This is a genomic window from Pseudomonas sp. S2_F07 (assembly GCF_054668325.1).
The window spans coordinates 5,623,394-5,637,837 of the sequence record NZ_CP162758.1; the positions used below are offsets into that span (position 1 = coordinate 5,623,394).

General features: G+C 61.3%; 17 protein-coding genes and 2 pseudogenes. 12 read left to right on the top strand and 7 right to left on the bottom strand.

Features of this window, described 5'->3' with window-relative positions; translation table 11 throughout:
• Nucleotides 1-7: 7 nt before the first annotated feature.
• The 11 genes and pseudogenes from AB4O40_RS25500 to AB4O40_RS25550 form a co-directional block, all read left to right on the top strand.
• Nucleotides 8-763, top strand: a complete 756-nt coding sequence (locus tag AB4O40_RS25500) for a heme ABC transporter permease (RefSeq protein WP_056721625.1) — start codon at nucleotides 8-10, stop codon at nucleotides 761-763.
• The gene (ccmD, locus tag AB4O40_RS25505; RefSeq protein WP_056721626.1) at nucleotides 760-936 is read left to right on the top strand and encodes a heme exporter protein CcmD; all 177 of its coding nucleotides are present in this window, start codon (nucleotides 760-762) and stop codon (nucleotides 934-936) included. The genes AB4O40_RS25500 and ccmD overlap by 4 nt, the downstream gene beginning before the upstream one ends.
• The gene (gene ccmE, locus AB4O40_RS25510; protein ID WP_056721628.1) at nucleotides 933-1,388 is read left to right on the top strand and encodes a cytochrome c maturation protein CcmE; all 456 of its coding nucleotides are present in this window, start codon (nucleotides 933-935) and stop codon (nucleotides 1,386-1,388) included. The genes ccmD and ccmE overlap by 4 nt, the downstream gene beginning before the upstream one ends.
• A gap of 3 nt (nucleotides 1,389-1,391) precedes the next feature.
• Nucleotides 1,392-3,380: a heme lyase CcmF/NrfE family subunit gene (locus AB4O40_RS25515; RefSeq protein ID WP_460057459.1), complete on the top strand. Its 1,989-nt coding sequence runs from the start codon at nucleotides 1,392-1,394 to the stop codon at nucleotides 3,378-3,380.
• Entirely contained in the window at nucleotides 3,377-3,913 is a 537-nt protein-coding gene (locus AB4O40_RS25520; protein WP_460057456.1) for a DsbE family thiol:disulfide interchange protein, read from the top strand. Before AB4O40_RS25515 ends, AB4O40_RS25520 begins: the two co-directional genes overlap by 4 nt.
• Entirely contained in the window at nucleotides 3,910-4,383 is a 474-nt protein-coding gene (locus tag AB4O40_RS25525) for a cytochrome c-type biogenesis protein (protein ID WP_409078493.1), read from the top strand. The genes AB4O40_RS25520 and AB4O40_RS25525 overlap by 4 nt, the downstream gene beginning before the upstream one ends.
• Nucleotides 4,376-5,578 carry a c-type cytochrome biogenesis protein CcmI gene (gene ccmI / locus AB4O40_RS25530; protein WP_409078492.1) on the top strand — a complete coding sequence of 401 codons (1,203 nt, stop codon included), beginning with the start codon at nucleotides 4,376-4,378 and terminating at the stop codon, nucleotides 5,576-5,578. The genes AB4O40_RS25525 and ccmI overlap by 8 nt, the downstream gene beginning before the upstream one ends.
• A gap of 14 nt (nucleotides 5,579-5,592) precedes the next feature.
• Nucleotides 5,593-6,000 (top strand): hypothetical protein, encoded by a 408-nt coding sequence (locus AB4O40_RS25535; RefSeq protein ID WP_082562888.1) that lies wholly within the window; start codon nucleotides 5,593-5,595, stop codon nucleotides 5,998-6,000.
• A 60-nt stretch (nucleotides 6,001-6,060) separates the two neighbouring features.
• Nucleotides 6,061-6,243, top strand: a pseudogene (locus AB4O40_RS25540) (alpha-D-ribose 1-methylphosphonate 5-triphosphate diphosphatase); the annotation flags it as partial.
• A gap of 20 nt (nucleotides 6,244-6,263) precedes the next feature.
• A complete protein-coding gene (gene phnN, locus AB4O40_RS25545) occupies nucleotides 6,264-6,830 on the top strand; it encodes a phosphonate metabolism protein/1,5-bisphosphokinase (PRPP-forming) PhnN (protein ID WP_460057452.1) in 567 nt (188 codons plus the stop codon).
• Nucleotides 6,827-6,963 (top strand): annotated as a pseudogene (locus tag AB4O40_RS25550) (phosphonate metabolism protein PhnP); the annotation flags it as partial. The gene phnN and the pseudogene AB4O40_RS25550, both read left to right, overlap by 4 nt.
• 102 nt (nucleotides 6,964-7,065) lie before the next feature.
• Here the strand turns inward: AB4O40_RS25550 and AB4O40_RS25555 are convergent.
• From AB4O40_RS25555 to AB4O40_RS25570, 4 genes are all read right to left on the bottom strand, one after another.
• Nucleotides 7,066-7,641: a PIN domain-containing protein gene (locus AB4O40_RS25555; RefSeq protein WP_409078490.1), complete on the bottom strand. Its 576-nt coding sequence runs from the start codon at nucleotides 7,639-7,641 to the stop codon at nucleotides 7,066-7,068.
• Entirely contained in the window at nucleotides 7,638-8,105 is a 468-nt protein-coding gene (locus tag AB4O40_RS25560) for a helix-turn-helix domain-containing protein (RefSeq protein WP_095964055.1), read from the bottom strand. Before AB4O40_RS25560 ends, AB4O40_RS25555 begins: the two co-directional genes overlap by 4 nt.
• 82 nt (nucleotides 8,106-8,187) lie before the next feature.
• A complete protein-coding gene (locus AB4O40_RS25565; protein ID WP_460057449.1) occupies nucleotides 8,188-9,075 on the bottom strand; it encodes a LysR family transcriptional regulator in 888 nt (295 codons plus the stop codon).
• Between the two features lie 248 nt (nucleotides 9,076-9,323).
• Nucleotides 9,324-10,529, bottom strand: coding sequence for an MFS transporter (locus AB4O40_RS25570; protein ID WP_414913110.1), 1,206 nt, complete (start codon nucleotides 10,527-10,529; stop codon nucleotides 9,324-9,326).
• 235 nt (nucleotides 10,530-10,764) lie between these two features.
• Between AB4O40_RS25570 and AB4O40_RS25575 the strand changes: the two genes are divergently transcribed.
• Complete coding sequence (locus AB4O40_RS25575) at nucleotides 10,765-11,394, top strand: hypothetical protein (RefSeq protein ID WP_056721642.1); 630 nt, start codon at nucleotides 10,765-10,767, stop codon at nucleotides 11,392-11,394.
• An 84-nt stretch (nucleotides 11,395-11,478) separates the two neighbouring features.
• Here AB4O40_RS25575 and AB4O40_RS25580 read toward each other — a convergent pair whose 3' ends face one another.
• From AB4O40_RS25580 to AB4O40_RS25590, 3 genes are all read right to left on the bottom strand, one after another.
• Nucleotides 11,479-12,477 (bottom strand): sulfate ABC transporter substrate-binding protein, encoded by a 999-nt coding sequence (locus tag AB4O40_RS25580; RefSeq protein WP_056721644.1) that lies wholly within the window; start codon nucleotides 12,475-12,477, stop codon nucleotides 11,479-11,481.
• Between the two features lie 173 nt (nucleotides 12,478-12,650).
• Nucleotides 12,651-13,475, bottom strand: coding sequence for an ion transporter (locus AB4O40_RS25585; protein WP_056721646.1), 825 nt, complete (start codon nucleotides 13,473-13,475; stop codon nucleotides 12,651-12,653).
• A gap of 21 nt (nucleotides 13,476-13,496) precedes the next feature.
• The gene (locus AB4O40_RS25590; protein ID WP_056721648.1) at nucleotides 13,497-14,411 is read right to left on the bottom strand and encodes an urea transporter; all 915 of its coding nucleotides are present in this window, start codon (nucleotides 14,409-14,411) and stop codon (nucleotides 13,497-13,499) included.
• Nucleotides 14,412-14,444 lie beyond the last annotated feature (33 nt).

Here is a 14,444-nt window from a genome sequence, read left to right on the forward strand (position 1 = left end):
AAACAGTATGAACTGGACGTGGTTTCACAAGCTTGGCTCGCCCAAATGGTTTTACGGCATCAGCGGCAAACTGCTGCCCTGGCTGAGCGTCGCGGCGTTGCTGCTGATCGGTGTTGGCGTGGTCTGGGGCCTGGCTTTTGCGCCGCCGGACTACCAGCAGGGCAACAGCTTCCGCATCATCTATATCCACGTCCCGGCCGCCATGCTCGCCCAGTCCATCTATGTGATGCTGGCGGTGTGCGGCATCGTCAGCCTCGTGTGGAAGATGAAACTGGCCGACGTCGCCCTGCAATGCGCGGCGCCCATCGGTGCGTGGATGACCGCCGTGGCGCTGGTCACCGGGGCGATCTGGGGCAAGCCGACCTGGGGCTCGTGGTGGGTCTGGGATGCACGCCTGACGTCCATGCTTATCCTGCTGTTCCTGTACTTCGGTCTCATTGCGCTGGGCAACGCGATCAGCAATCGTGACAGCGCGGCCAAGGCTTGCGCGGTGCTGGCGATCGTCGGCGTGATCAACATCCCGATCATCAAATACTCGGTGGAGTGGTGGAACACCCTGCACCAGGGCGCGACCTTCACCCTCACCGAAAAACCGGCGATGCCCGCCGAGATGTGGCTGCCATTGCTGCTGACGGCGTTGGGTTTCTACTGTTTCTTCGGCGCGGTCCTGCTGCTGCGCATGCGTCTTGAAGTGCTCAAGCGCGAAGCCCGCGCCAGTTGGGTCAAAGCCGAAGTGGAAAACAGCCTGGAGGTCGCTCGATGAGTTTTGCTTCATTCGGCGACTTCATCGCCATGGGTCATCATGGCCTGTATGTCTGGTCAGCCTATGGCATCTGCCTGGCGGTACTGACCCTCAACGTGGCGGTGCCGATCCTGGCCCGCAAGCGGTATCTGCAACAAGAGGCGCGTCGTCTGCGCCGGGAGAACGGCAAGTGAATCCGCTGCGCAAAAAGCGTCTTATCATCATTCTCGCGATCCTGGTCGGGGTCGGCGCTGCCGTCGGCCTGGCCCTGAGTGCCCTGCAGCAGAACATCAACCTGTTTTACACGCCGACCCAGATCGCCAACGGCGAAGCCCCGCAGGACACGCGTATCCGTGCCGGCGGCATGGTCGAGGCCGGCTCCTTGCAGCGCTCCGGCGACTCGCTGGACGTGAAGTTCGTGGTCACCGACTTCAACAAATCCGTGACCATCACTTATCGCGGCATCCTGCCGGACCTGTTCCGCGAAGGACAGGGCATCGTCGCCTTGGGCAAGCTCAATGCCGATGGCGTGGTGGTGGCCGATGAGGTGCTGGCCAAGCACGATGAGAAGTACATGCCGCCAGAAGTGACCAAGGCCCTGAAAGACAGCGGCCAGTCGGCACCCACTCCCGTGAAAGAGGGCTAACTGATGACAGCTGGAATCTTCATTCCCGAGTTGGGCCACCTGGCCATGATCCTGGCGCTGTGTTTCGCGCTGGTTCAGGCCGTGGTGCCATTGGTCGGTGCCTGGCGCGGTGACCGCTTCTGGATGAGCCTGGCCCAGCCGGCGGCCTGGGGGCAGTTTGCATTCTTGCTGTTCGCCTTCGGTTGCCTGACCTACGCCTTCATGGTCGACGACTTCTCCGTGGCTTATGTGGCCAACAACTCCAACAGCGCCTTGCCGTGGTACTACAAATTCAGCGCCGTGTGGGGTGCCCACGAAGGCTCCCTGTTGTTGTGGGCCTTGATTCTCGGCGGCTGGACCTTCGCGGTGTCGGTGTTTTCCCGGCAGTTGCCGCAGGTCATGCTGGCCCGCGTGCTGGCGGTGATGGGCATGATCAGCACCGGTTTCCTGCTGTTCCTGATCATGACCTCGAACCCGTTCAAGCGCATCCTGCCGCAAATGCCCACTGACGGCGCCGACCTCAACCCGCTGCTGCAAGACATCGGCCTGATCGTTCACCCGCCGATGCTGTACATGGGCTACGTCGGTTTCTCGGTGGCCTTCGCCTTCGCCATCGCCGCGCTGATGGGCGGTCGCCTGGATGCCGCGTGGGCGCGCTGGTCGCGTCCGTGGACCATCGTGGCCTGGGCGTTCCTCGGCATCGGCATCACCCTCGGTTCGTGGTGGGCGTACTACGAACTCGGCTGGGGCGGCTGGTGGTTCTGGGACCCGGTGGAAAACGCCTCGTTCATGCCATGGCTGGTGGGCACCGCGCTGATCCACTCGTTGGCGGTCACGGAAAAACGTGGCGTGTTCAAGAGCTGGACCGTGTTGCTGGCCATCGCCGCATTCTCCTTGAGTCTGCTGGGTACCTTCCTCGTGCGTTCCGGCGTGCTGACATCGGTGCACGCCTTTGCCTCCGATCCGGAGCGCGGGGTGTTCATCCTGATTTTCCTGCTGTTCGTGGTCGGTGGTTCGCTGACGCTGTTCGCCCTGCGCGCGCCGGTGGTCAAGAGCCAGGTGGGCTTCAACCTCTGGTCCCGGGAAACCCTGTTGCTGGGCAACAACCTGGTACTGGTGGTGGCCGCGTCGATGATCCTGCTCGGCACCTTGTATCCGCTGATTCTGGACGCCATGACCGGCGCCAAGCTGTCGGTCGGCCCGCCGTACTTCAACGCGCTGTTCATTCCGTTGATGGCATTGCTGATGGTGGTGATGGCGGTCGGCGTGATCGTGCGCTGGAAAGACACCCCGGTGAAATGGCTGGTGAGCATGCTCACCCCGGTCCTGCTCGGCAGCGCTGCGCTGGCGGTAGTGGCCGGCGTCGCCTATGGCGATTTCAACTGGGCCGTGCTCGCGACCTTCATGCTAGCCGCCTGGGTGTTGCTGGCCGGCGTGCGTGACATCTTCGACAAGACTCGCCACAAAGGCCTGATCAAAGGTTTGCCGACCCTGACCCGCAGCTACTGGGGCATGCAGGTCGCGCACCTGGGTATTGCCGTGTGTGCGCTGGGTGTCGTGCTGTCGAGCCAGAACAGTGCCGAGCGCGACCTGCGCCTGGCGCCGGGCGAATCCATGGACCTGGGCGGCTATCAGTTCGTCTTCGAAGGCGCCAAACACTTCGAAGGCCCGAACTTCACTTCCGACAAGGGCACCGTGCGGGTGATCAAGGGCGGCAAGGAAATCAGCGTGCTGCACCCGGAAAAACGCCTTTATACCGTGCAGAACTCGGTGATGACCGAAGCGGGCATCGACGCCGGTTTCACCCGCGACCTTTATGTCGCCCTCGGTGAACCACTGGGTAACGGTGCCTGGGCTGTGCGCGTGCACGTCAAGCCGTTCGTGCGCTGGATCTGGTTCGGCGGCTTGCTGACCGGCGCAGGCGGGTTGCTGGCGGCGCTGGATCGGCGTTATCGGGTCAAGGTCAAAAGCCGCGTGCGTGAAGCACTGGGCATGTCGGGAGCCACTGCATGAAGCGTTGGTTGATGTTGTTGCCACTGGCGATTTTTCTGGTGGTCGCTGTATTCCTTTACCGTGGGTTGTACCTGGATCCGGCCGAGCTGCCTTCGGCCATGATCAACAAGCCGTTCCCGGAGTTTTCCCTGCCGTCGGTGCAGGGCGACAAGACCCTGACCCGCGCTGACATTCTGGGCAAGCCGGCGCTGGTCAACGTCTGGGGCACCTGGTGTATTTCCTGCCGGGTCGAGCACCCGGTGTTGAACAAGCTGGCCCAGCAGGGCGTGGTGATCTACGGCATCAACTACAAGGACGTCAATGCCGACGCCTTGAAGTGGCTGAAAGACTTCCACAACCCGTATGCGCTGGACATTCGTGACGACGAAGGCTCGCTGGGCCTGAACCTCGGCGTGTACGGCGCACCGGAAACCTTCTTCATCGATGCCGGGGGCATCATCCGTGACAAGTTCGTCGGCGTGATCGACGAGCAGGTCTGGCGTGAAAAACTGGCGGGCAAGTACCAGGCGCTGGTCGACGAGGCCAAGCCATGAAGCGCTGGATCGCTGCCGTTGTCCTGGGCCTGAGCCTGGCGGGTGTGGCCCACGCGGCCATCGACACCTACGAGTTCGCCAAGGAAGGTGACCGCGAACGCTTTCGCGAGCTGACCAAGGAGCTGCGTTGCCCCAAGTGTCAGAACCAGGACATCGCCGATTCCAACGCACCGATTGCCGCCGACCTGCGCAAAGAGATTTTCCGCATGCTCGGCGAGGGCAAGGACAACCAGCAGATCATCGACTTCATGGTCGATCGCTACGGTGATTTCGTCCGCTACAAGCCTGCACTGAACGCCAAGACCGCCTTACTCTGGTTCGGCCCCGCCGGCCTGCTGCTGGGCGGTGTCGTGATCATCGCGGTGATCGTCCGCCGTCGTCGCGTGCAACGCGCCGGCACCCCGGGCTCGCTTTCTGCCGAGGAGCGCTCGCGCCTCGACCACCTGTTGGATAAAACCAAGAATGATTGATTTCTGGCTCGCTGCAGGTCTGCTGCTTCTGGTTGCCCTGAGTTTTCTGTTGATCCCGGTGCTGCGCAGTCGTCGCGCCCAGCGCGAAGAGGATCGTACCGCCCTGAACGTCGCGCTGTATCAGGAGCGTGTGGCTGAGTTGCAGACTCAGCAGGAAGAGGGCGTGCTCGATGCGGCGCAAATGGACGCCGGTCGCGCCGAAGCCGCCCGTGAATTGCTGGCGGACACCGAAGGCGCTGACGCGCCGCGGGTGTCGCGTCTGGGCAAACCCTTGCCCTTGCTGGCGGCCATTCTGGTGCCGGTGCTGGGCCTGGGCCTGTATCTGCATTTCGGTGCCAGCGACAAGGTCGAGCTGACCCGCGAATTTTCCCAGGCACCCCAGTCGATGGAAGAGATGACCCAGCGCCTGGAGCGTGCGGTCGCCGCTCAGCCGGATTCCGCTGAAGGCATGTACTTCCTCGGTCGTACCTACATGGCTCAGGATCGCCCGGCGGACGCGGCGAAGATGTTCGAACGCACCGTCAACCTGGCCGGTCGCCAGCCCGAGTTGCTCGGTCAATGGGCCCAGGCCCAGTACTTCGCCGATGGCAAGAAGTGGTCGGACAAGGTCCAGGCCCTGACCGACGAAGCGCTCAAGGCCGACCCGAAAGAAGTCACCAGCCTTGGCCTGCTGGGCATTGCCGCGTTCGAAAGCGAGCGTTATCAGGACGCCATCGATTACTGGAATCGGCTGTTGGCGCAGTTGCCGCCGGAAGATAAATCCCGCGAAGCGCTGCAAGGCGGGATTGCCCGGGCCACGGAGAAGCTGGTGGCCAGTGGCGGCAAGGTTGCGCAAGCACCGGCAGCGAAGACCGCGGCGTTGCTCAAGGTCAGCGTCGACCTGGCAGCGGACCTCAAATCCAAGGTCCAGCCCGGCGACAGCGTGTTCATCTTCGCCCGTGCGATCTCCGGTCCTCCGGCCCCGCTGGCGGTCAAGCGCATGACCGTGGCCGACCTGCCGGTGACCGTCGAACTGGGCGATGCCGATGCAATGATGCCGCAATTGAAACTGTCGAACTTCCCTGAAGTCCAACTGGTTGCGCGCATTTCCCGTGCCGGCAAACCGACCGCCGGCGAATGGATAGGTCGCAGCCAACCCCTGGCCAGCAGCACCACCGCGCCGCAAACACTGACCATCGACAGCCCGGATAAATAACAGGAAACGCCACCATGACCGCCATTGCTCGTATTGCCCTGCTCAGCGCTGTTTTGGGGTTAAGCGCTTGTGCGGTCCAGCCACCAACGGAACATCAGGCACCAACACCGTTCCCGCCGTCGCAGCCGAGCCCCACGCCATCGACGTCGCCCGTACCGAGCAAACCGACCGTCCCGGCCAAACCCTCCAAGCCGTTGCCGCGCACCTCTGCCAGCTTCGCGCCACCACCGGGGGGCAATAGCCATTGGGATCCGAAGCTTGGGGTGTATGTGCTGGATGACCAGCCCAATACCTTTTATCGCCAGCGTACCTATTACCGCTGGGATAGCGGCTGGAGTAGGTCGATCAGTCCGAACGGGCCGTGGGAAGATACTGACATCCACGGTGTACCGGGTGGCCTGGGACGGAAATTCGGGCAGTAATGCAAAAAAAGGCGACCATCGGGGGCGCCTTTTTTGTGGGCGTTGAAGTTGTGCTTTCACGGCAGGAGTATGTTGATGGGCGCACCGAACATCGTGCGCGGCCGGTCGCACTCGGGTAACGTGGCCGCCGCAGAGCTGGCCGCCGGGCTGAACGATCATGGCGAGATTGCGACGGGCCTGCGGGCCGAACTGCTGCAGGCACGCAGTCAGGACGGTTTGCCGGTGGTCCAACAAGTGTGGTGACAAGCGAAGAGGGGGTTTTGATGGCAGGCAGGTTGATCTATCTCATCGGGCCTTCAGGTTCGGGCAAGGACAGCCTGCTGGATGCCGCGCGAACGCGGTTGGCCGAACGCGGCTGCCGTATCGTGCGCCGGATCATTACCCGCTCGGCCGAAGCCGTGGGCGAGGCGGCGCTGGGCGTCAGTGCCCAGCAATTCGCCGACATGGAAGCCCGGGACGCGTTTGCCCTGAGCTGGCACGCCAATGGGTTGTCCTATGGCATCCCACGGGAAATCGACGATTGGCTGGCCGCTGGCCAGGACGTACTGGTCAATGGCTCGCGGGGGCATTTGCAGAATACGCACCTGCGCTATCCGGATGTGTTGGTGTTGTTGCTGAGCGTGGACCAGGCGGTGCTGCGTGAACGACTGCTCAAGCGCGGGCGTGAATCGGTTAGCGAGATCGATCAGCGCCTGGCACGCAATGCCCGATTCAACGAGCAACTGCTGGCGGAAGATTCTGCCGTGCACCTGCTCGACAACTCCGGTCCGCTGGAGCTTACGGTCGAACGCTTGCTGGCCTGCATTAACGAGCAAGCTCCACGCGCCTGACGTTACCGGGCACCGGTGATGCCCGGCAAGTGCCGGTCTACGGCTGCGAGTGCGTGGCTTGTGATGCGGCCCGCCAGGATCAGCGCTGGTTGACCGACCTTGCAGTGCATTGATGAGTTGCAGCCGAAGTCGGCGGTACTGCCCCATGTCGGGCATACCCTGGATGCCTGGTTGATGGGGCATCGGGGTGAATTGCCGGCGAATGTGGGGGGGGTAGCGATCAGGTGTGCTGATTTCAGAGCATTGCCCGGAAACTGTTCAATGCCTTGACCGACTGAACCAGGCCTTGACGTAACAAGAGATCGAGATAAGTGTCAGTGTTCATCGGTGGGGCCTTCAGTTGCTTGCGTTGTCGTTGTGCCGCGGCGACCACCGCTGCCGGATCAAGGTCGAAAAGGTTATCGACGAACTCGTCGGGGTGCTGGGCCTCGATGCCATAAGGTTGCAGCGCGGTGCGGGGGAAGTCTTTCTGGTTGAAGGTGACAATGACGCTGGCGTTGCAACGAATGGCAGCCGCCAGGACATGTCGGTCATCCGCGTCGGGCAGCGTCAATCCTTGTATCAACGCTTCGTACCCCGAGACGCAGGCGTCGGGAATCGCCAGATCCATTAGCTCGCAGGTGCGATTCAATTGTGCGGCGTTGAGATCCGGGCGGTTTCTTAGCAGATTGCGTTTCCATTCATCGTGTATTGCCGCTGACCATTTCGCCCTGAAAAGCCCGGAGAGCGCGAGCCACATCAGAAAGTCTCTCAAGGGAGCGGGGTAAAGCACGCAAGCGTCATATACAGCGGTAAATGAAGTGTGCCTCACTCGTATCCTGTCCTTAGCGCCTGTGCCTGCTCGGCGAGAAGCATCATTGCCTGTTCGCTGGCGGTGTCGCGCCGGTTTTTATAGTCCATCAAATCGGCAAAGCGCACACGTCGGTGCTTACCGGTTTTGTGGTAGGACAGTTCGCCGGATTCGAGCAGTTTGATCAGGTGTGGGCGTGAGACATTGAGTAGGTCCGCCGCTTCTTGCGTAGTCAGTTCTGCGTGAACCGGGACTACTTTCACTGCGTTACCGGCTGCGAGCTCCGCCAGAATATCGACCAGCAAACGGAGTGCCGAGGTAGGCAGTTCGATGTTATGCGCTTCGTTCTGCTCATCGAATATCTGGATGTGCTGAGTTTCGAACCGGGTGGCGAGATAGGCCGCCAGGGTGCGTTGCCCCTCGATTGCGGCCTGTATTTCGTGTTTCGCGGGTAAGTTGATTGGCGGATGAATGACGGTCGACATGACGGTTACCAATATTCTGAATAATCGATGTCGGCAGGCTATTCGAATTAATCGAAAATCGCAATAAACGAAAAAGGTGCTTTCAAACCTCGTTCATCAACAACCCCTGCACATACTCCACAAACGCCCGAGCCTTGGCACTGGCCATTCTCCCAGTGGGGAACACCGCCCACAGGTCCAGGTTCGGCAGTGCCCAATCCTTCATCACTTCCCGGACCGAGCCGTCGGCCAGTTCCGGTGCGAACATCCATTGCGAAGCCATCGTCAGCCCTTGATGGGCCAGCACGGCTTCACGCAGGCCTTCGGCGGCATTGACGCGGATCCGGCCGCTGATGTTCACCGATTGCTCCTCGCCTGCCTTGTTGAATTGCCAACTGGCGCTGCCACCGAGGGTGTAGAGGATGGCCTGATGCTTGCGCAGGTCGTCGGGGCTGGTGGGCTCGCCGTGTTTTTCAAAGTAGGCCGGCGTGCCCAGTACCATGCGCCGGCATTCGGCGATCTTGCGGGCGGTCAGGCCCGAGTCGTTCAACACGCCCATGCGCAGGGCGATATCGACGCCTTCCTCCACCAGGTTGACGTTGCGATCATCGAGCATCAGGTCGATGTCCAGCGCCGGGTTTTGCTCCAGGAAGGGCCCCAGGTGCGGAACGATGTGCAGCCGGCCGAAGGTGACAGGCGCGCAGATGCGCAGGTTGCCACTGAGCCCGTCGGCGCAGCCCCGTGCGGCATTATCGGCCTCGTCGGCTTCTTCGATGGCGCGCTTGGCCCGTTCGAAGAAGGCCAGCCCGGCTTCGGTGGGCGTGAGGCCCCGGGTCGAACGCAGCAACAGCCGCACCGCCAACCGCGATTCGAGTTGCGCGATGGTTTTCGATACGGCCGGCTGGCCGATATTCAAGCGCCGGGCCGCGGCGGAAAACGAACCGGTTTCCACCACGTAGACGAAGGTTTCCATTGAGCCGAGGCGGTCCATTGAGGGTCCTTGTGCAAACTCCGGAAGTTATCGGAAGCCTCCTGTGGGAGATTCTATGGTTGAGGGAAACCCCTCAACTGGCTTTTGGCTGATATTCGCTTTGCCCTTTCAGCAAGGCGAATAGCATCCAGCATCGCTTCAGGCGTTGAGTGTAATCGGGGTTGACCCCGGCATAACGGATCATCGTTGATCGTGGATAGGCACGGGCGCAACACAGGTGTGCGGTATGGCATTCGTTTTTTTGCGATTTACGCTGTCACCAACGAACCCTTTTGCGAAACACTCAAGAACCGCAGCAACGCCAACAGTGGAAACGCGCTGCCGACGATCACGATCCACAACCAGCCGCCGTGTTCGTACACCGCGCTGGCCACCGAAGAGCCGAAGGCGCCGCCGATAAAGATGCTGGTCATGTACAGCGCATTCAGGCGGCTGCGGCTTTTGCCGTCGAGGGCGTAGACCGCGCGCTGGCCGAGGACCATGTTCATCTGCACGCAGAAGTCGAGCACCACGCCGGTCACCGCCAGGCCGATGACGCTGTAGGCCGGATGGATAAACGCCGGCATGAAACTCAGGCTGGCGAACAGCAGGGCCAGCAATGAGGCGATGCGGGTGTGGCCGGCATCGGCCAGGCGTCCGGCGATGGGGGCGGCGATGGCGCCGATGGCGCCCACCAGGGCGAAAATCGCGATCTCGCTTTGCGACAAACCGTGATTGCGCGCCAGCTCCAGTGGCACGGCGGTCCAGAACAGGCTGAAGGTGGCAAACATGCAGCCCTGGTAAAACGCCCGCTGACGCAGTACCGGTTGTTTGCGCAACAGCGTCCACAACGAGCCCAGCAACTGGCCGTAGGACGCGCTGTGATCAGGTTCACGCTTGGGAATGGTCACGGCCAGCACGATGCTGATGGCCGCCATCAACACCGCGGCTATCATGAACATCGCCCGCCAGCCCAAATGGTCGGCCACCACGCTGGACACCGGTCGGGCCAGCAGAATGCCGAGCAGCAATCCGCCCATGATCCCGCCTACCACACGGCCACGGGTTTCTTCCGGCGCCAGGTGTGCGGCCAGCGGAATCAGGATCTGCACCGACACCGAACTGAACCCCACCAACAGCGAAATCAGCAAGAACACGTTCGGCTGATCGGTAAACGCCGCCCCCAGCAGGCTGACAATCGCCACCAGGGTGGTGATGATCATCAACCGGCGGTTCTCCAGCAGATCCCCCAGCGGCACCAGGAAAAACAGCCCCAGCGCATAGCCGATCTGGGTCAGGGAGACGATCAGGCTGGCCATGGCGTTGCTCAGGCCGATGTCCGGGGCGATCAGGCCGATGATCGGTTGGGCGTAGTAGATGTTGGCGACAATCGCGCCGCAACAGAAGGCGAACAGCAGCACCATCCCTGGGGTCATTGTCGCGGTGCCGTGGGGCACCTGGGTCGCTGGGTTCATAACGGGTCTCGCTGTACGGAAAGGAATGCGCGCAGGCTAATAGGCTGACTGAAACGGCGGAAGTGGGATTGGAGTGATAACAGTCATTCCATTGCGCAATGACTGACGAACGCGTGTGTCGCCCGTCGAAGAGCCTTGCGTCAGAACGATGTAAGTGAATGATACATTCACTTACATCTTATTCGATGGCGTGCTTATGTTCTCTCTTCCTGTCTCACCACCGGAGGGTCGTCCCATGAAGGTGAAGTTTCGTCAGCTGATTCGTCGCGCTTGTGTCGTTACCTTGATCAGCGTCTTCGGCGTTGGCCTGGCCGATGCCGACGATGCTCCGGGCACGCGCATCGGGGTGCGCGGCGAGATCACCGGCGTCAGCGCGGACATTCTGAAAGTCCATGCCAACAGCGGTGAAAACGTGATGATCAACCTGACCAAGGACACCAAGGTCCGCGCCGTGACCCTGGCCAACATCGAAGACATCAAGCCTGGCAGCTACATCGGCTCGGCGGCTGTTCCCCAGGAGGATGGCACCCTCAAGGCCCTGGAGGTCCATGTCTTCCCTCCGGAGCTGGCCGGTAGTGGCGACGGTCATCGGCCGTTTGACCTGGTCAAGGGCAGCAGCATGACCAACGGCAGCGTCGGCGACCTGGTGGTGAGCAATGGCCGGGTGCTGACCGTCAACTACAAGGGCGGCCAACAGAGGATTCTGGTGCCCGAAGACGTACCCATCGTCAACCTGATACCGGCCGATCGCAGCCTGTTGAAGGTGGGCGTGAAGATCGTGACCTTTGTGACCCAGGGCGCTGACGGCACGCTCACGGCTCAATCCATTTCGGCGGGCAAGGATGGCGTGACGCCGCCGATGTAGCCGGCGCGTGGCAACCTGAGCTGAAAATGACCGCCACAAAAAAGGCGACCCGCACGGGTCGCCTTTTTCGTTAGCGTCCAGTCATCACTGACCGCTGTAGATCTGGTCGAAAACCCCGCCATCATTGAAGTGGGTCTTCTGCACGGTGCGCCAGTCGCCGAAGGTTTTCTCGACCGACAGGAAGTCCACTTTCGGGAAGCGGTCGGTGTACTTGGCCAGCACGGCCGGGTCGCGCGGGCGCAGGTAGTTCGCCGCGGCAATCTCCTGGCCTTCCGGTGACCACAGGTACTTCAGGTATTCCTCGGCCGCCGCACGGGTGCCTTTCTTGTCGACGGTCTTGTCGACCACCGACACCGGTGGCTCGGCTTCGGCGGAAACGCTTGGGTAGATGACTTCGAACTGATCGCGACCGAACTCGCGGGCAATCATTTCCGCTTCGTTCTCGAAGGTCACCAGCACATCGCCGATCTGGTTGGTCATGAAGGTGGTGGTGGCGGCACGGCCGCCGGTATCGAGTACTGGCGCTTGCTTGAACAGCTTGCCGACGAAGTCTTTGGCCTTGTTCTCGTCGCCGCCGTTTTTCAGCACGTAGCCCCAGGCCGAGAGGTAGGTGTAGCGACCGTTACCGGAGGTTTTCGGGTTCGGGACGATAACCTGGACGCCGTCCTTGAGCAGGTCGGGCCAGTCTTTCAGGGCTTTCGGGTTGCCCTTGCGCACAATGAACACGGTGGCCGAGGTGAACGGTGCGCTGTTGTTCGGCAGGCGTGTGACCCAGTTTTCCGGGACCAGTTTGCCGTTGTCCGCCAGGGCGTTGATGTCGGTGGCCATGTTCATGGTGATGACATCGGCCGGCAAACCGTCGATGACCGAACGCGCCTGTTTGCTGGAGCCGCCGAAGGACATCTGCAGGACGATGTTTTCGTTGTGCTCGGCTTGCCAGTGTTTCTGGAACGCAGTGTTGTAGTCCTTGTAGAAATCTCGCATCACGTCGTAGGAAACGTTGAGCAGGGTCGGTGCAGCCTGGGCGATGTTGCCCAGGGCCAGGCCAGCGGCGAGAAGCGAGGCGCCAAAGAGTTTTTTCACTGCGAATTCCTTTTGATGTAGGAGCTGCCGCAGGCTGCGATCCTTTGGCTTTGATTTTCAAGATCAAAAGATCGCAGCCTACGGCAGCTCCTACGGGTTATTTATTAGTTATCAACGATGTGTCGACTATAGCCGGGCTCATATAGTCCTTTAAAGATTAAAAAGCTCTTTGCTTATTCCAGTTTTTTGAACAGTGCATTGCCACAACGGGAGCAGAACGACGCCTCGGGTTCATGGCTGTCTTTGGCGCACACCGGGCAGTCGCGATGCAACTGGCCGCCACGCATGGCCGTGGCCAGTTCGGCGGTGAAGATCCCGGTGGGCACGGCGATGATCGAGTAACCGGTGATCATCACCATCGATGAAATGACCTGGCCCAGTGCGGTCTTGGGCACGATGTCGCCGTAACCGACGGTGGTCAAGGTCACGATAGCCCAGTAAATGCCCTTGGGAATGCTGGTGAAGCCATGTTGCGGGCCTTCGACCACATACATCAGGGTGCCGAACACGATGACCAGCGTGCAGACGCTGAGCAGGAACACGAGGATTTTCTGCTTGCTGCCACGCAGGGCATCAAGCAGGTAGTGGGCTTGCTTGAGGTACGGGCCGAGCTTGAGCACGCGGAAGATCCGCAGCATCCGGATCACCCGGATGATCAGCAGGTACTGGGCATCGCTGTAGTACAGCGCGAGGATGCCGGGCACGATGGCCAGCAGGTCCACCAGTCCATAGAAACTGAAGGCATAGCGCAGGGGCTTGGGTGAGCAGTACAGGCGCAGGATGTACTCGCCGAGGAAGATCACCGTGAAGCCCCACTCGATGTACGCAAGCACGCTGGCGTAGTTCTGGTGGACGTCATCGATGCTGTCCAGGATCACCACCACCAGGCTGGCGAGGATGATCAGCAGCAAGGTGGAGTCGAAGCGTCGACCGGCAACGGTGTCGGTCTGGAAAATAATCACGTACAGGCGGTTACGCCACGTGTCGTTGCTGTTCATGCACATCGCCTTGGCCGCAAATCAGCGCAGCCTAGGTTGATTCTCCCCGGGAGCGCAAGGCGCGCTTTCGACCGTGGCTTTGCCGAGCATTTGAACAACGCTGCGAATCAGCCAGCCGGCAAGAATGAACGGCGCGGTCAGCGTAGGCAGACCGATGGCGGCAAACACCGGCGTCAGCAACAGCGCCAGGCCGATGCCAAGCAGCGGCAGCCACGGTTGGCGACGCCGGGAGCTGAAGGCGAGGGCGGCCAGCACGGCGTTATAGCCACCGAGGCCGAGCAGTGCGGTATAGAAATCGTGGTTCAGCAGGCTCCAGCCCATACCAGCGACCGAGGCCAACAATGCCCAGCAGAATGCGCGGCGATCAGCGATCAGCAAACCGGCGGCAATCATCGCACCCGCCAGCGGATGACCGAGGAACATCACCTGACCAATGCCTTTGAGTGGCGCGGCAAGCATGTTCAGGGTGCTGACTTCGATCAAATGCGGCTCAGTCGAGGGCGTGGCGAAGCACAGCAGCAACCAGCCGAGCCCGACGAAGGGCGCGGTGTAGGCCGGCAGGCATTGGCTGAACCGGACGCGCTTGAGCCACTGTTGGGTGACCATCGCGCTCAGGCCACCGGCGGCCAGGATCAGTGGCGGCATCATCGCCGACCAGGGGAAATACAGGCTCAGTAACAGTCCGAGCAGGACGCCGTTGTAGCTGAACAACCCGGCCTGGCGATCAGCCTTGGCATAGTTGCGGCGTTGCGCGGTGAGCAGCCCGGCGACACCACCGAGCAAGGCGCCGCCAAGCAAGGCGGGCGCAGTAAACAGGATGGCCAGGACGCACAGCAGGCCGCACAGCGGATTGCGCTGGAGAAAGATCTGGCTGAAGCCGTTGAGCAATGCTTCGGCCCAGTCGGGGCAGTGGGTGTTGAAGTGAATGGCAGGCATTTTGAAATCTAGGGCAGTGGAAAATCAAAGGTG